Annotated in this window: 15 protein-coding genes and 1 pseudogene; 9 read left to right on the plus strand and 7 right to left on the minus strand. The window is 56.9% G+C overall.

Annotated features, from left to right (window positions below):
• Positions 1-41 precede the first annotated feature (41 nt).
• From modA to AB7M22_RS12465, 7 genes are all read left to right on the plus strand, one after another.
• The gene (gene modA / locus AB7M22_RS12435) at positions 42-800 is read left to right on the plus strand and encodes a molybdate ABC transporter substrate-binding protein (RefSeq protein WP_454186511.1); all 759 of its coding nucleotides are present in this window, start codon (positions 42-44) and stop codon (positions 798-800) included.
• Positions 801-1,481 (plus strand): molybdate ABC transporter permease subunit, encoded by a 681-nt coding sequence (gene modB, locus AB7M22_RS12440; RefSeq protein WP_454186512.1) that lies wholly within the window; start codon positions 801-803, stop codon positions 1,479-1,481.
• 3 nt (positions 1,482-1,484) lie between these two features.
• Positions 1,485-2,564 (plus strand): molybdenum ABC transporter ATP-binding protein, encoded by a 1,080-nt coding sequence (gene modC, locus AB7M22_RS12445; RefSeq protein ID WP_454186513.1) that lies wholly within the window; start codon positions 1,485-1,487, stop codon positions 2,562-2,564.
• A gap of 75 nt (positions 2,565-2,639) precedes the next feature.
• Positions 2,640-3,677, plus strand: coding sequence for a DNA topoisomerase IB (locus tag AB7M22_RS12450; protein WP_454186514.1), 1,038 nt, complete (start codon positions 2,640-2,642; stop codon positions 3,675-3,677).
• Between the two features lie 68 nt (positions 3,678-3,745).
• The gene (locus AB7M22_RS12455; RefSeq protein ID WP_454186515.1) at positions 3,746-4,003 is read left to right on the plus strand and encodes a hypothetical protein; all 258 of its coding nucleotides are present in this window, start codon (positions 3,746-3,748) and stop codon (positions 4,001-4,003) included.
• 135 nt (positions 4,004-4,138) lie between these two features.
• Positions 4,139-4,369 carry a hypothetical protein gene (locus AB7M22_RS12460; RefSeq protein WP_008012835.1) on the plus strand — a complete coding sequence of 77 codons (231 nt, stop codon included), beginning with the start codon at positions 4,139-4,141 and terminating at the stop codon, positions 4,367-4,369.
• 305 nt (positions 4,370-4,674) lie between these two features.
• The gene (locus tag AB7M22_RS12465) at positions 4,675-4,959 is read left to right on the plus strand and encodes a hypothetical protein (protein ID WP_008012834.1); all 285 of its coding nucleotides are present in this window, start codon (positions 4,675-4,677) and stop codon (positions 4,957-4,959) included.
• A gap of 24 nt (positions 4,960-4,983) precedes the next feature.
• Here AB7M22_RS12465 and AB7M22_RS12470 read toward each other — a convergent pair whose 3' ends face one another.
• On the minus strand, positions 4,984-5,649 hold the full coding sequence (locus tag AB7M22_RS12470; protein WP_454186516.1) for a TetR/AcrR family transcriptional regulator: 666 nt from the start codon (positions 5,647-5,649) through the stop codon (positions 4,984-4,986).
• A gap of 180 nt (positions 5,650-5,829) precedes the next feature.
• Between AB7M22_RS12470 and AB7M22_RS12475 the strand changes: the two genes are divergently transcribed.
• Together AB7M22_RS12475 and AB7M22_RS12480 are read left to right on the plus strand one after the other, a co-directional pair.
• Positions 5,830-6,666, plus strand: a complete 837-nt coding sequence (locus AB7M22_RS12475; RefSeq protein ID WP_454186517.1) for an NAD(P)H-binding protein — start codon at positions 5,830-5,832, stop codon at positions 6,664-6,666.
• A gap of 406 nt (positions 6,667-7,072) precedes the next feature.
• Positions 7,073-7,354: pseudogene (locus AB7M22_RS12480) on the plus strand (integrase); the annotation flags it as partial.
• A gap of 103 nt (positions 7,355-7,457) precedes the next feature.
• Here the strand turns inward: AB7M22_RS12480 and AB7M22_RS12485 are convergent.
• From AB7M22_RS12485 to AB7M22_RS12510, 6 genes are all read right to left on the minus strand, one after another.
• Positions 7,458-7,721 (minus strand): PAAR domain-containing protein, encoded by a 264-nt coding sequence (locus tag AB7M22_RS12485; RefSeq protein ID WP_454186518.1) that lies wholly within the window; start codon positions 7,719-7,721, stop codon positions 7,458-7,460.
• A 96-nt stretch (positions 7,722-7,817) separates the two neighbouring features.
• A complete protein-coding gene (locus tag AB7M22_RS12490; RefSeq protein WP_454186519.1) occupies positions 7,818-8,159 on the minus strand; it encodes an immunity protein Imm33 domain-containing protein in 342 nt (113 codons plus the stop codon).
• Positions 8,160-8,201: 42 nt separating this feature from the next.
• Positions 8,202-8,684: a DUF4265 domain-containing protein gene (locus AB7M22_RS12495; RefSeq protein ID WP_454186520.1), complete on the minus strand. Its 483-nt coding sequence runs from the start codon at positions 8,682-8,684 to the stop codon at positions 8,202-8,204.
• 240 nt (positions 8,685-8,924) lie between these two features.
• A complete protein-coding gene (locus AB7M22_RS12500) occupies positions 8,925-9,542 on the minus strand; it encodes an Imm43 family immunity protein (protein WP_454186521.1) in 618 nt (205 codons plus the stop codon).
• Positions 9,543-9,559: 17 nt separating this feature from the next.
• Positions 9,560-14,266 carry an RHS repeat-associated core domain-containing protein gene (locus tag AB7M22_RS12505; RefSeq protein WP_454186522.1) on the minus strand — a complete coding sequence of 1,569 codons (4,707 nt, stop codon included), beginning with the start codon at positions 14,264-14,266 and terminating at the stop codon, positions 9,560-9,562.
• Positions 14,263-17,169, minus strand: coding sequence for a type VI secretion system Vgr family protein (locus AB7M22_RS12510; protein WP_454186523.1), 2,907 nt, complete (start codon positions 17,167-17,169; stop codon positions 14,263-14,265). The genes AB7M22_RS12505 and AB7M22_RS12510 overlap by 4 nt, the downstream gene beginning before the upstream one ends.
• Positions 17,170-17,207 lie beyond the last annotated feature (38 nt).

Genomic DNA, 17,207 nt, shown 5'->3' on the forward strand with positions numbered 1-17,207 from the left:
CGCTATATAGCGTTTCATCTCGCCTACCACGGAGCCGTTCCATGATCATTCGTGCCTCACGTTTTGCCCCCGCGTGCCTGTTCACCGTGTTCGCTTTCGGGTCCGCCCAGGCGGACGAAGTCCAGGTCGCCGTTGCCGCCAACTTCACCGCGCCGATCCAGGCCATCGCGGCCGATTTCGAGAAAGACACCGGGCACAAACTGGTCACCTCCTTTGGTGCAACCGGCCAGTTCTACACCCAGATCAAAAACGGTGCGCCGTTCGAAGTGTTCCTCTCGGCAGACGACACCACCCCGAAAAAACTCGAAACCGAAGGCGACACGGTCAAGGGTTCGCGCTTCACCTACGCTGTCGGCACCTTGGCGCTGTGGTCGGCCAAGGACGGTTATGTCGACGCCAAGGGCAAAGTGCTGAGCGACAATCAGTATCAGCATTTGTCCATCGCCAACCCGAAAGCTGCCCCGTATGGCCTGGCCGCCACTCAGGTGCTGGCCAAGCAAGGCCTGACCGACAAGGTCAAAGACAAGATCGTTGAAGGCCAGAACATCACCCAGGCCTACCAATTCGTGTCCACCGGCAATGCCGAACTCGGTTTTGTGGCCTTGTCGCAGATCTACAAAGACGGCAAAGTCACCAGCGGTTCGGCCTGGATCGTTCCGGCCGATCTGCATGATCCAATCAAACAAGACGCGGTGATCCTCAACAAGGGCAAGGACAACCCGGCCGCCCAGGCGCTGGTTGACTACCTCAAAGGTCCGAAAGCCGCCGCCGTCATCAAGTCCTACGGTTACCAACTCTAAATGACGCTATCGAGTGCCGATTATTCCGCCATCTGGCTGACCCTGAAACTGGCGTCCCTGACCACGGCCATCCTGCTAATCATTGGCACTCCGATTGCGTTATGGCTGTCGCGCACCCGCTCCTGGCTGCGCGGCCCAATCGGGGCGATCGTCGCCCTGCCCCTGGTGCTACCGCCCACGGTGATCGGCTTTTACTTGTTGCTGGCGCTCGGCCCTAACGGGTGGGTCGGCCACTTCACCCAATCACTGGGGCTCGGCACCTTGACCTTCAGTTTTGCGGGGTTGGTGATCGGCTCGGTGCTGTACTCGATGCCGTTCGTGGTCCAACCGCTGCAAAACGCATTTTCCGCCATCGGCACTCGCCCACTGGAAGTGGCTGCAACCTTGCGCGCCAATCCTTGGGACACGTTCTTCAATGTCGTTCTGCCGCTTGCCCGCCCCGGTTTCATCACCGCGGCCATTCTCGGTTTCGCCCACACCGTCGGCGAGTTCGGCGTTGTACTGATGATCGGCGGCAACATTCCCGACAAGACCCGCGTGGTTTCGGTGCAGATCTACGATCACGTCGAAGCCATGGAATACGCCCAGGCTCATTGGCTGGCCGGGGCAATGCTGGTGTTCTCGTTTGCGGTATTGCTGGCGCTCTACTCCAGCCGTAAAACCAAAGCGGTCTGGAGCTGATCGATGATTCACACGCGCTTGAAACTGAATTATTCGGGATTCTCCCTGGATGTGGACCTGCAACTGCCCGGCCGCGGAGTGACGGCGCTTTACGGCCATTCCGGTTCGGGTAAAACCACCTGCCTGCGCTGCATCGCCGGCCTGGAACAGGCCGAGCAGGGTTTTATTCAGGTCAACGATGAAGTCTGGGAAGACAGCGACAAGGGGATTTTCGTACCGCCGCATAAACGCGCCCTGGGTTACGTTTTCCAGGAAGCCAGCCTGTTCCCACATTTATCGGTGCGGGCCAATCTGGAGTTCGGCCTCAGACGTATTCCCCGCCAACAGCGCCGGGTCGACATGGCCCATGCCACTGAGTTGCTGGGGATTGGCCATTTGCTGGGCCGTGATCCGCAGAACCTTTCCGGCGGTGAGCGCCAGCGGATCGGCATCGCTCGCGCCCTGCTCACCAGCCCGAAACTACTGCTGATGGACGAACCGTTGGCGGCACTCGATACCCAGCGTAAAAACGAAATCCTGCCGTATCTGCAACGGCTGCACGATGAGCTGGACATCCCGGTGCTGTACGTCAGCCATTCTCAGGATGAAGTCGCGCGGCTCGCCGACCACCTTGTTCTGCTCAGCAACGGCAAGGCTTTGGCCAGCGGCCCCATTGGCGAAACCCTGGCCCGGCTCGATCTGCCGCTGGCGCTGGGCGACGACGCCGGGGTGGTGATCGAAGGGCACGTCAGCGCCTATGACGCCGACTATCAGTTGTTGACCTTGCAACTGCCCAACACAGACTTGAGCATTCGAGTCGCCCATTCGCCGATGGCTGAAGGCCAGGCACTGCGCTGCAAGGTCCAGGCGCGGGATGTCAGCCTGAGCCTGCAAGGCGTCGAACAAAGCAGCATTCTCAATCGTCTGCCGGTCACGGTGATCAGTGAAATCGGTGCCGATAACGCCGCTCACGTACTGATCCGCCTGAACGCGGCCGGTACACCGCTACTGGCGCGGATCACCCGTTATTCCCGGGATCAATTGGGCGTGCACCCCGGACAGCAACTCTGGGCGCAAATCAAAGCGGTGGCGGTGCTGGCCTGAATCCGTCGGCACCCCGACGATGGCGCGCGGTCAATGGCTTAACGCCCCATGATTTGCTGCCCAGGATGAGCCGCCATGCCAGACACTGCATTGCCCGACGGATTGCCGCCCGACCTGCATTACGTCGATGACAGCCAGCCCGGCATCACCCGCAAACTCCTGCGCGGCAAGTTTTGCTACTTCGACGCGGCGGGCCAGCGCATTACCGATCCGGATGAAATCAAACGCATCAACGCACTCGCGGTGCCGCCCGCCTATACCGATGTGTGGATTTGCACCGACCCGCGCGGCCATCTGCAAGCCACCGGCCGCGACGCTCGCGGCCGCAAGCAATACCGTTATCACCCGCGTTGGCGGGAAGTGCGCGATGCCGACAAATATTCGCGCTTGCGGGACTTCGGCCTGGCCCTGCCGAAACTGCGCAAACAACTGGAAACGCTGCTGGCCGCGCCCGGTTTCAGCCGCGACAAGGTCATGGCCACGGTGATTACCTTGCTCGATGCGACGCTGATCCGGGTCGGCAACCCGCAATACGCCCGGGACAACCGCTCCTACGGCCTGACGACGCTGCGCAGTCGTCACGTCGAGATCAACGGCAGCGCGATCCTGTTCCAGTTTCGCGGCAAGAGCGGCATCGAGCACCAGATCACCGTAAAAGACCGGCGCCTGGCGCGGATCATCAAGCGTTGCCTGGAAATACCCGGGCAAAACCTCTTTCAGTATCTGGACGAAAACGGCGAGCGGCACACCATCAGTTCCTCCGACGTCAACGCCTACTTGCAGACGCTGACCGGTGCCGATTTCACCGCCAAGGATTACCGCACCTGGGCCGGCAGTGCACTGGCATTGGCGGTGTTGCGCGAGTTGCAGTGGGAATCGGAAGCCGATGCGAAGCGGCATGTGGTGGAAATGGTCAAGAATGTCGCCCGGCAGTTGGGCAATACCCCGGCGGTTTGCCGCAAGTGCTACATCCACCCGGCCGTCGTCGATGGTTTCATGCAGGGGGCGTTGGCCAAACTGCCGCGATCGAGGGGACGTAAAAGGCTCAGGGCCGAAGAAGTCGCGCTGGCTGTGCTTCTCGAAAAGCTTATCGAGACGGCCGAAACACCGTAGGACCTCTTCGAGGCGAACTAACCGACGAACTGACCTGCCCTTTTTTGGCGTGATTGCAAAGGGCTTCTATGCTTGATCTGAATACGAATAGCTTCGGTGCCGCCATGGAAGACATTTTCGTTGTGAAACGCTGCAACAAGATCATCATTCATGGCCGCCGGGCCGGAGAAGCCGATCATCCACCACCCGATGCTGCCATCTGGTATCGCATTACCGATACCCGCACCCGTGGCTTCATCGGTGACGGCTTCGATCTTGAAGAGGACGCCGCGCGCGAATGTCGGCGGCTTAACGCGGTCAGCTCGCCGAAGTCCCGGCAAGCCTGAAGCTGACCTGACCTGTTTTAGTTCCGGGTCTATACTCAAAGGGGCTGAAGGATCAGCGACCCATCGGCAGAAAGCTCGCTCCCCGCGGGCTTTTTGTTGCCCTTTACCCGATTTCTTTGAACGGAGGTGTATGTCATGTCCGAGAAAGAGTCCATCACCACCCTGCTCACCCTGCTTGACTCCCGTCAGGCGCGTCTTGCCGCTGCCTGCAAGGAAATCGCCGATTGGGTTGATAATCAAGGAGGGCATCCGACAGCCCTCAGGATTCGCGATCGTCTGAACGACATCGAGAAAGACACGCCGCAGATTCGCAGCGCGCTCTCTTCACTCAAACCTGTCGAGCCGCCGCTGCCTCGCTTCAGATGAGTCGACCACGGTACTCAAACCAGGGACAGAGCCTGAGTCAGGACGCCTGATCGGTGACATCATCGTCATCAGGCTTATCCCTGTCTGCGCTACACACCAACCCGGCCAAGTTTGCCGGGCTTTTTTGTTTAAGCCCTTTCCCATTTCACACCGCCTTCACAACTCCCCCCCTACAGTGCATCCACTCCTTTTCAAGAATGCCCATTGGCCCGCCCGCATGCGGGCCTTTTTTTGCCTGCTATATATAGCGAACGAACGCCCTCACCCGTCTGTCGAACGATTACACATCACGAAGGAGATACCCCATGGTCACTCACTTCAAAGTCGGCGGGCACCTGGCCTGCGGACACAAAGGCAGCAACCTGACCTCAAGCAGCATACTGACCCGCGTGAAATGCAGAAGCTGCCGCAACACCGATGCGTTCAAAGAAGCGCGCAAAGCCGAACGCAACGCTGCACGTCGGGCCGCACGCAAGGCCAAAGCCACCCACACCGCCAATGACTGGCGCGCAGCCTGGACCCAACGGCTGATCGAAATGCCCGGGTTGCAAAGACTGCCACGAGGTTTTACCGGCCAGCCATTCGTGTAGCTGACACGCTTGGCCCCGCCCGGTTTATGACTCGAACGTACTCATGGTCGCCGGTGCCATGATTTCACCCAGCGACATGCGCTTGAACGCCTCGACCAGGCGCCGGCCCTCGTCGGGCGCGCAAGAGATGGCCAATCGCATGGTCGCCTCACCCAGATGCCAGATCAAAAAGGCTGCATCGGTTACTTGCTGCGCATCGCTGCCGGGAAACACTCGCAGCATCGCATCGGCCAACAAACCGCCGGCGACACGACTCTCCTCCAGCTCCAGCGCCAGAAGCTGCTTGTCCGCCTGCATGCCGGACCAGATATCCCGCATCGCAGGCGTAGCCAGGACGATCTCGTAATACTGATCGAGCAAGTCCGAATAGGCTTCGCGCAATCCTTGCGCATCCTCGACCGCAGCCAGTGCCCCTTCGATACAGCGACGACTCTCGGCGTTATAGCGCTCGGCCAGCGTGCGGATGATCGAACTCTTATCGGGAAAATATTGATACAGAGAGCCGATCGAAATCTCCGAACGTTCGGCGATTTCGCTCATCTTCACCTGATCGCTGCCCTTGGTCGCGATCAGTTGAGTCGCCACGCCCAGGATTCGCTCCTGACGCTCGCGGCTGCGTTGCTGCGTGGGGTTGCGTCGGGTCGGCTCTGAAACAGATTGTTCGAGCCCAGCGGCTGCTTTCTTTTGCACTGGCGGATTTCCCGATTAATAAACATGACAAGGACTCACCTTAGCACCGCCTACCACCGCGCCCAATAGGCAGTAGCCATACGTCGGCTTCTTCGATGTTGTCGGTTGACGGCAGAACATGAGCGTTTATCATCTTTTAAACATGAGCATCACTCACATTAACCGATGGAGATGAGCGCGATGACGACTGCCCAAGACACAATCCTGATCCTCGGCGCCACCGGCAAAACCGGGCGGCGGATCACCCAACGACTAAAAGCCGCTGGACACCCCGTGCGCGAGGGATCACGCGCGGCGAATCCACCTTTCGACTGGGAGGATCGAACCACGTGGGATGCCGCGCTGGATGGAATCCACGCCGTTTACATCGCCTATCAACCAGACCTCGCCGTTCCCGGCGCCCTTGAAACCGTTCAGGCGTTCACCGATCTGGCGGTCAAAAGCGGCGTCAGCAAACTGGTCCTGCTGTCCGGGCGCGGTGAAGTCGAAGCGGCACAAGCGGAGCGTGTCATACAAAACAGCGGCGTCGACTGGACCATCCTGCGTGCCAGCTGGTTCAGCCAGAACTTCAGCGAGGCGCACTTTCTGGAGCCGATTCTTCAGGGCGAACTGGTACTGCCCGTCGGCAATATCGCAGAGCCCTTCGTCGACGCAGAAGACATCGCCGAAATCGCCGTCGAGGCGCTGACCAAATCCGGCCATTCAGGCCAGCTCTATGAACTGACAGGGCCGCGAGCGCTGACGTTTGCCGAAGCCGTCAATGAAATCGCCCGCGAGACCCAACGCGATATCCAGTTCATCGCCGTACCGCCGCAAGCCTATCGCGAGGCGCTGGAACAGGCGCAATTGCCCGCTCAGCTGATCGACCTGGTGCTGTATCTCTTCACAACGGTGCTCGATGGTCGCAATACACCGATTACCGACGGTGTACAGCGCGCACTGGGCCGGTCCGCGCGGGATTTCACAGACTATGTTCGGCGCACGGCGGCTACGGGTGTTTGGGGCGGTGAGGGTTGAGCGGGATTTGTAGCAGCTGCCGAAGGTTGCGTTCGGCTGCGCAGCAGTCGTGAATCTGGCTGACGCGGTCTGCCTCACGCACCGCAATTTCTGATTCTACGACTGCTTCGCAGCCGAACACAGCCTGCTACAAAGCGTGCGTCGCGACTGAAATTTCTTAACTGACTGGACTTAAGGATAGAGCTGTCAAAAATTGCGAGATTGAAACGACAAAGGCCTGCATGAGAAAGCTCGTCAGAGGAATTCTCAAGCTCGTCGAGCATGCGCTGGGTCAAGTCGGGGGCACGCTCCTCCATGATCCACGCCGCCGGCTTCGGTAGCGGCTGGCACTCCCCAACCACTGGCAGAATCCGCTGCCGTATATCGGAAGTAGCAAGGCGATCGTGCAGGCGAGCCTGATCTTTTTGATGTCCGCGACGGCCAAATATGGATACTTCAGCGGAAAACAAAGGCTAAGCGACGAATCGAGTTAACCAGTGAACTGAAGGTTTTGATTGATCAAATCATGACCCGAAAGTCGGGGCACAAGGTCCGCTCGACGCGGCTGATCGTGTCAGAGGATGGCGCACCGATGACAGTGACAATGTTGCGCAAGAGGTCTGATGTGGCGAGGGAAGCCGCTGGAGTTTCTAAACCAGAGTTCCAAATGCGTGATTTGCACGCAAAGTCCGGTACGGACAAGGCTGAAATCTGTTTTCCCCGTCTGCAATAGACGAAGGCACATGCTCCCCACCAAGCGCACGACTGAATGCCGCGCTCGGGAGTAATAAAGCTAAATAAAAGTCAAAGATTCAGCTGATAACGGCGCCTTTAGGGCCGCTGGCAATCAGTGCCGCCCCGCAGGCGGTTTTCATCCCGTCCAGAGCGATGGGGGTTCCATCAACAGTGTAGGTGCTGCTGCCCTCGGCAATCGGGAAAACCCCTTTGCACAATGGGCAGCTTACCTTGTGACCGACACCTGCAATCGGCTTGCCGTTGAGGTTGGTTTGGGAGAAGGCTTCGAGCACCTTACCGCCGTGCGTGGTGGCGTCGCCCAAGCGAATTGCGTCTTTCATGTTGTCACTCCTTTGAGTAGAGAGCTGGTTGCCTGCACCGATCTGAAGTTGGGCGAGCACCTGAAAGCCAAGGGTTACCAACTCCCCTTTTCAATGTTACTCAGCCATCCAAACATCTTCGTATCCATCGGTATCGATGATGAATTTCGAGCCTGTTGGCAGGCATAGATAATTCATGACTTTCGGTAGCATTTCGCTCAAATGATGAACGCAAACCGGCTGGTAAAAATCAATCGCTGCTGAATGCTTGCCGCAGTGAATGAACCAGCTGACATTTCCCCCTTCCGGCAGCTCGACTCTGCTGCCGTAGATTGGAGCTTGACCAAGCGTCTGTACCGCAATGGCGACTATTTTCTCTGGGGGAAGCACAGGCATCCCATACTTTTCACAGATGATCTTTTGCATCGCATCCGGAAAAACCAAATCACCTTCGTTCACAACAGCTCCCTGGATGCCAATTCGATTGATGGTTCAGTTGTTTCAATCTTCGAGCCACCAATTCAAAAGCGTCTCGTCATCATCGTCATCCAGATTTTGATAGATGTTCGCGTAGTACCATTGAACCCCGGTTCTATCGCAGAACCGATTAAAAAACGCGTTGATCTTGTCCATCCCGTTACTCGCAGGAACGGCGAGCGAGAGATTTCCCTCGAACACACCATCCAGCGTTCCACCCAACTCACGACCGACATAGCTCTCAAGCCCGGCGATATCCTCAGCAGGGATATAGTCGGCATAGATATTGATGCAGAAGTTGCCACCTCGCTCAAGAACCACCGCATGGGTGTTTCTGTTTTCGATAGAGATGACATCTCCACGGGCCATATTCAGCGCCAGGCCAAGTGAGGACAGCAGCTCATAGGTTGCCGCCCCCACCTGACGAGCCGGAAGCTCCTCGAATACAGAATCATCGCTGTCGCCTGCAAATACCTGAATCAGAACAGGGATGACTTTCTCGTCCATTCGGAACTCCAGGTTCGTACCTTTCAAATTCGTCAAATTGGTCTGATAGCCGACCAGAGCACGCTTTCCAAAGGAGTAAATTCCACCCCCTTGATCCCTTTCACAAACTCTTTGAATGCGTACTTTTTGAAGAGCTGGATGCATGCTCGGAAACTGATCCGGCTTCAACTTTCATAGAAGAGTTCCCCCACCTTACATGGCTAATTTTTTCATCCAATTGGCAACCCGGATTTGTACCTTTCAAATTCGTCGAATCCCAGACCAGACTACTGTTTCCAAGGGGGTAAATTCAATGCCCTTGAAATCGGTCGCCAAATCCTTGAACGACTGAGAGCAGATCAGGCTATCACTACCTGAAACAAGTCTCTTGTATTTGAAAACATCTAGTCTCCAATCATCAGGGAGAATTAATTTCTTGAATCTGATGGGCCTACCATTTTCTTCGACAAACGTAGAGGCCGGATCGCAATTTGCCCGAACATCCATCTCATCGAACAATACAGCGTTGTAATTTTTTGAAGAGATACGCTTGCCCGCCTCGGAAACGACTTCAATTGCAACACTGTCAACCATTTTCACATTGAGGCTATTACAAGCAGCCAAAAACTCATCACTTACTACATAAAAAAACCGGGAAATACTACGAATATCAAAATCATAGTACTTATCCTTGGAGATCAAAACCATGCCTTCGGGGAACGGTGTACGTGGCCCGGGCTTCCCTTTTTGCGCATACCATGGAAAAAACCCAAACTCAACGCCCGTTGTATTGGGATAAAACTTATCAAAAAGATCGGCATAGATAATACCTATAGGACAGCCAGAGTCTTCCTTTTGAGAAAGAACATAATAATTCATGACGTACAACTCCTTATTCATCGAACTCGACGTTGTTTTGTTCCAGGCACAGACAAACTCGCTCTTAGTCTGGATTGGATTGCTGAAATCTGGGAGCGAGCCTGTGCCTTATCGATATCGCCAGAATCATAGTCATCACGAACTTTTTCAACCATATTTTCAACCATTGGCGTATAGACCTTACCATGCGACCCACAATGGTAAAAAACACGCTTGGTTTTCTTGGCCTGATCAGCACTGTCAGGCATCAACAGACCGTTTTCCTTTTTATCGCGTTCTCCACCCATCCCGATATCCGAGAAGAAGCTGGCTTGCCGTCCCCACACTTCCTCGGGGATGAGGTGATGCGCCTGCATTTTGTCATGGGCTTTGCCACCCAATGCCCGATTGAGCGTGCTACTGCATAGTCCATTCGGATCGACCCACTGGGTCGGGCTGATCACATACTGATAGAAGTTGATACCGCCGGAGTATCCGATTGGATCGCGAGACACGAAGCGACCAACGCCAGGGTCGTAGTACCGATGGCGGTTGTAATGCAGTCCCGTCTCATGATCGTGATACTGGCCCTGGAAGCGGATCGGGTTATTCAACCCTTGTCGCTGGGCCGAGGATGAGCGTTGTTCAATCGCTTGTCCCCACACCCTGTACTGCGCGCTCCATGCCATTTCACCCTGCTGGTCGGTAAGCTCTTGTGGCGTGCCGAGGTGATTGCACTGATACCACGCAATCGCATCAAACGGTTGAGGAACAGGCGAGTGATTCCACAGTGGATCCTCGTCCGGTGTGTAAACATCACCGTAAATGGGTTGAGGCACCAAACGAATAGGCTGGTGACTTAGCGCCTGTACCACTGGATTGAATGTACCGGGCTCAAATACGTAATGAACAGTGCGTCCGGTATCACCATCCAGCTGAGCGGGACTGCTCTCCCACGCCAGATTGTCACCGTCCCAACCGAACATCGTGAAGCCGCAACCATACTCACGTTGTTTGCGTGCATGTTCATTGCGATTCCACAGAGATCCGGCCTCTGGACGATGCTTATAGTGCGCTCGGGAGTTTTTGTGCAGGCGGCGACCGAGTGGGTCGTAGGCATAATCCACTGCCAGACGGTCATCTTCGAAATGCACCAGGCGATCGAACAGATCCCATCGCATCTCGCACACACGGCCATTACTCCAACGCTTGACCTGATTTCCGCGTTCGTCGTACTCATAGTGCGTGCCTGCGTACTCACGCAACAAGTTATCGAGAAGTTTGCTGCGCACGGGCTCCTGATCCAGGGGCCTGCGGATATCAAAGGCTTTTTCATCCAGAAGGTTGCCGGCTGGATCGAAAGCAAAGGTTTCGACCCCAAGCCGCGTGACGGCACTGATTAAACGACCTACAGGATCATAGCGATAGGACAGTGGGCCTCGACGACTATCATTGATATCCGTCAGTTGACCGGCAGCATCGTATTTGTAGTCGCGCTTGAGCAGCACGGACTTGTCATCACCACGTTCCAGCATCTGCTCTTGCAGTCGTCCGGTGGGATCCCATTTCTGCGTTTGCAGCAGGCGGTTCCCTTGGTGACGGGCGACTTCGCGATGTAAGTCATCGCGCTCGAAACCGGCCAACTCATGATCGTCCAGACGCAAGCCCAGCAAGTGTCCGCTACCGTAAGTCAGCCAGCTGACACGATGTCCATCGGGGCGAATGGTGGCAACCCTTTGATTGAGTGCATCGTACTCGTGCTGCCATACGGCGACCATCGGACTTTCCAGGCCCAGATAATGTTGGTGTTCACGCAGTATGTTGCCCGCCGGATCATGAAACCACTGCAGGCGGCTGTCGGCATTGCAAGCCATGATCAGTTTGCTATTGCCGTCGTAATTGAAAGTTTCGCTCTGCTGCTGTTCACCCAAAATGGCTCGACGTTCAACCAAACGATTCATTGAGTCAAAACGAACCTCGACGCAATGCTCTCCCTTGTAGATTTTCGCAAGTCGCCCGGTTTCGGGTTCATACAAGTACCGGGTTGAGTGCCCATCAAAGGCTGTTTCTTCCAGCAAGCGGCCGACCGGATCATAGTTGAAATGGGCGCGCCGCTCATTCTCGTTTTCCAGCGCAACCAGACGACCGAGTTTGTCCCAGCGATAACGAACGGCATGCTCCAGCGCATCGACCCGTTCGGCAATCAATCCTGCCGCGCTGTACTTCCATGTCGTGCAACGATCTAGACCATCGACATGAGCCAGCAAACGGCCTTCCGCATCGCGCTCAAAACGATCTTCGGTCTTGTCCGGATGCTTGATCAGTATCAGTTGCCCGGCTTTGTACTCGTACTCGGTGCTCTGACCGGAGGCATCTGTGAAGCAAACCATTTGCCCGCGATCGTTGTACTCCCAGGCACTGGTCTTGCCTGAACAGTCGACGTACTCCACCAGTTGCCCGGAAGTGTTATAGGACAGTTTCTTTTCATTGCCGTTGGCATCTTTGACTGCGGTTGGCATCCCGGCCGGGTTGTAAGCGTATTCAGTCTTGTTACCCAGTGGATCGACGCTCTCAACAAGATTGCCTGAGTCGTCATAGGCTCTTGTCCACTGCCCCCCCTCGGCATCGCTGATCTTGATCAGTTGATCGTGATCGTCGTAGGCAAAGTGCACTACCGTGTCATCTGTGCGGATATGTTCGAGGAGGTTGCTTCGTTCGTCATAGCTGTAACGATCCGAGCGACCATCGGCGCGGACGTGACGGATCACGTTCTTGGCGTCATCACGGAAAAACCAATCGGAGCGATCATCTGCGTGCCGGATGCGGTAGGTATAACCAAGGCTGTCAAAGTAGTGCCAAGTTTCGTGACCGAGCGCGTCAGTGACATACACCAGCCGAATGTTTTCATCCCATTCCAGACGCGTATCGAAACTGCCGTCGTCAGCCCACTCGCGAACAGCCTTGGCGTCGGCACCGTAGCCTTGCCATTGCAAATTCATACCCCGACCAGTGCGATCGGTGTAACGGGTGATCAGGTGATGTTGATACTGATAACGCCAAGCAGCGCCATTTTCATCTTGTGCCTGTACCAGATCGCCCGCCGAATCGTAGACATAGGAACACAGCTGACGCAGAGGCTCCCCGTCACGAATTTCCCAGAGACCGGTCAAACGTCCTTGTTCATCAATCATTGTCCCGAGATGCAGATGTACCTTGCTCAGATCCCCCTCATAGGTAATCAGGTCGGACAGAACCGTCCGATTACCGTGGCGGTGTTCGTAATGCAACATGATGCCGGCGCCGCTTCGCAACTCCACACCGGCCAGCAAAAACTGCTGGCCATGACGTACGTAGGTTTCCTTGCGTTCAAAACCACGGCAGAGCAACAGTTTGTCGTCGCTTACCCGGACAACAGTGAGATTTTCAATGGCGTCATAGTGAAACAGGTCGACTTTGGGTAACGGAAAGTCATGGCTGCGACCATCTGCATCATGGAACTGCAAGGCACCGTCGATGAGGTCGAATCGTGTTGTGAATGAAGTGATCCATCGTGCACCCAAGTCGCCTTGGTCATAAGCACCCAGATCCGAGCTGTAGATACGCGTCCACTCGATCGGGAACGGGCCGGCCAGATTGAAATCCGTGTGCGCGACACTCTCCGATCCCATTGCAAAGCTGATGCTGTCGCAAGTACCTGGACAGGTACCATTCTTTTCTGCATTAGGTTTCTTTTTCGCAGGCTCTTCGGTCTTTCTGACTTCCGTCCTGCCCTCCCCCAATCGATGCTTGGCCTGGCTGGTTCCTCCAACCTTGACGTGACCGGCAATCCCACGTCCGTTGCGCAAATTCCACGCCTCGACGGCCTTGGCCAATACAGCCAGGAGGGCGCCGATGGAAAATGGCATACTCGGATCGCTAAGCTTTTTTAGTTGAGTGCGCAGCTCGGGGCCCATAGCCGTAAGCAGTCGAGTCTGGTCATGCACCAACTTCTTGGCGTCTTTGGGCAGCAAATATTTCGCGGCGCTGTTGATCACTCCCTTGCCAGCCGCCTTATAGACATCACAAAGGGCGCCATAGATATTGCTGATCCCCTTCGTCGGGTCATGCAGCAACTGCCCTCCGACTCCACTTATCTTTTTCTCGGCCTGATTGAGACTCTCCGTCGCATTGAGATCAGCATCGACTACCGCGTTCAAACCCATGGCGATGTCGTTAAGAATCTCTTCGCCCTTTTGCGCGGATTTTTCGAGAATATCGGGCAGTGTGGCTTTGGCCGTTCTGACAAAATCGTCGATGTCGCCGACAATGGTCGCGTTCAAGTGCCCGACAATTACATTAATCAAGGCATCGCCCAGCAACGTCTTTCCGGCAACCTTCATCTCCTGCCGCACCAGATAGAGAGTTGGACGCAAACTCATTCGAGCAGCAGCCATATTCGCAGGTACGGGGATCACGCCAATCAGGTCGATGCCCAGACTCACCCAGTCGAGCGGATCGCGCTTCTCGCTCTTGGATAGAACGGCAATGTCATTCAGGACATCCACCAACGCCATGATATTGCCGACCACCGGCAAGGCCCCGGCGACATTCTTGATCCGGTCGAGGGTTACATAGCCGCCACTGATCTCCTGCAACCAGGCATCGAATTTGGCAGCGTCGCGCCCGACATCCGCGATGCTAATCTCATTGAGCGGGACAACAGTGGCCACGGATTCACGTTTTACAACAGCAGTTTCAATGGTCATGAAAGCATCTCACCCGCCAGCAGGCCTGGGGTTTTAAAGGAAGTTTTTGGTAGGGCCGGAATAGGAAGCGTCGGCAACTTGCCACTCTTGCTCGATGCACCCAGGATGCCCGACGCACTCGGCATCGCTGCACTTGCCAGTTTCGGTAACCCGGCCACCCCGCCCTGCACTGCGCCTTTCACCTGCTGAGCCGTTTGCATTGCACCCTGCGCGGTCTGTACAGCACTCATCCCGCTCTGAGCCAATTCCTTTCCCTTCTCCAGCACGTCCCAGTTCTTGCTTGGCAGAACTTTCGCAACCATGGCTTGCACCTGTGCGGGAACTTCATCGGCACCCGGCGGGTTCAATGGCCACTCAGGCTTGCCGATGTAGCTGCCGTCGCTCCAGGTGTCCGCCGAATCTTTGCCGAACAACACGCGGGCAGGCCCCGGTGCGGCACCGGAAACGCTGGCAAAGCCCTTGGCATCGAGCTTGCCCTTGATGCTCTTGCCCAAGGCGTCGATGACTTCGTAATCGCCTTCCTTGATGCCCTGGCGCCCGGCGTACTGGTTGAACAGTTCGAGGTTGCCCTTACCCGGTTTCGGCGGTTCCGGGAATACGCCAGCCAGGCTCTTGGCGCCGGTGTAGGCGAAGTTCGCCGCGTGGGCGGTGTAAGGCCCGCTGGTGGCGTGGGTGATGCCGCCGGCGTTGTAGGTCGTGGCGCTGCCGCCACCCTGGATCACCAGCTCAGTCTTGGCGGTAATGGTGATGCGATCGGCATTGGCGGTAATGTTGAGTTTGGCCAGCAGATTGATGCTGTCCTTCAGTGCCCGCACATCAATGTCGCCGGACGCCGCCACCAGACGCCAACCCATGCTCTGCACGAACAGGCGCATGCCCCGACTGGCACTGGCCAGCAGGCGTTTGCCGATCGACAGACTGGTGTGACCAGTGCTGCTCAGGGCCAGGTGTTCGCCGGTGGCGATGTGGCTGGAGCGCGGCGTGGTCAGGGCGATGCCGGCCGGGCTGGCGAGCACCAGATGCGGTTCAGTGAACTCCGGAAACTCGTTGGCGGTCATGTTCGCCGGGCCGCTTCCGAGGATGCCCTGGTGCTGACTGTGCAGTGCCTTGGCCACGTCATCCTGGTCGCCGGGTTCCTGGGCTTGCAGCTCTTTGGCCTGCTGGGCGAAGCCGTCCTGCTGATCGCTGGCGGTGGCTAGGCGCTCAGCGGTTTCCGGCAGATCCTTATGGTGTTTGGATTCGTTCGGGCGTGGCTCGGTGGTGATCAGCAAACCGGCACCGGCACGCACCGCACCATGGCGATCCGTGCGCAACTCGAAACCTTCACCGCGCGGCTGACCACCGGAAGGACGCGGATGAGTCAGGTAACCAAGGTTGATCGCACTCGCACCGTGATCGCTGCGCAGAGCAATGCTGATCTCGCTGGTGGTGTCGTCGATACGCAGTTCGTTGGCACGACTGCCCTTGTATTCCTTGCTCTTGACCGTGGCCAGCGTCTTGAAATCCGGAAGCTTGTACGGCGGCAGGTTCGCGCCGTGGTAAAGGCAACCGGTGATCAGCGGCTGATCGGGATCCCCTTCGAGGAAGGTGATCAGCACTTCCATGCCAACGCGCGGAATGTTGATCGAACCAAAGGTCTCGGCAGCCCAACTGGAGGCCACGCGCATCCAGCAGGTGGTCTTGTCGTCGCGCTGGCCTTCGCGATCCCAGAAGAACTGCACCTTCACCCGACCGTACTGGTCGCAGAAGATCTCCTCGCCTTCCGGGCCGGTGACCACGGCGCTTTGCGAACCAAGAACTTTGGGTTTCGGGTGATCCAGTGGCGGACGGTACGGCACGTCCCACGGGATCCCGCTGAAACGGTTGCGATAGCCCTGGTGGAAATCGTCCTTCAGGTCGGTGGTGTCGCTGGTCACCGATTCTTCCAGCACTTGCGGCTGCTTGCCTTCGTGGAAGATTTCGGTGAGCAGCCACAGGTCGTTCCACGTCGGATTGGCGTGGTCGGTCAGGGCGAGAAAGTGGCCGCTGACCAGGATCGGTTGGTCGCTGTTGCCCTCGGCCAGGCGGTAGTCGCTGCGGTGGCGTTCCAGCGCACGATTGGCCAGATGCCGGCCACGGTCGCGATCCACGAAACGGCCCGGGTAATCGTAATCTTCCAGATCCGGTTTAGCGCTGCTCTTGGCATCGCTTTCCAGCTCGATCTTCGGTTTGACGAAATCGTAATCACGCCGCGTGGCACGGCTGGTTCGCGTGGCTAGGCGCAGGCCGAAACGCTTGACCACCGGTTTGTCCGCCACCAGGCCCGAGTCCTGCTGATAGGCTACGGGCGCCAGTTTCGGGAACACCGTCTGGTCATCACCGAAGGTCAGTTTGTGGCCGCTGGCGGTGTGCTGGAAGTGGTAATGGATACCCTCCTCCTCGCACAGGCGCTGGACGAAGTGCAGATCCGTCTCGTCGTACTGCACGCAGTAGATGCGTTCCGGATACACCGCGCTCAGTTGAAAGTGGTAATCACTGGCCAGGATGCCGTGTTCTTCGAGCACTTGGCTGATGATTTGCTGCACGGTCATCTGCTGGAAAATGCGCTGATTGACCCGATGCGCCAGGTACGCCAGTTGCGGGCGCAAGGAGATCCTGTAACGGGTCAGACGCTTGCCCGCCTCGCCTTGGGCGATGCTGTAGACCAGTCCGTGAATGCCCGTTCCGCTCGGCGAGAGCTGAAGGAACGCGAGTTTGTGCAGCACGCCTTCGAGGTTGATCGAGGCCTTTTCACTGACCAGTTCCAACTCGAATTCAAAGGGGGTGTTGAGTGCCTCCCGACCGGTGAACGACAGCACCTGGAAATCGCTGTCGACGCCATCGATGGTCAGATTGAAATGAGGCTGGTTGGCCGGTGAGAACATCCCTTGTTCCTCGCGCAGTGCTGCGGCGCACGCCGATC

Source organism: Pseudomonas sp. ADAK2 TE3594 (genome assembly GCF_053628675.1).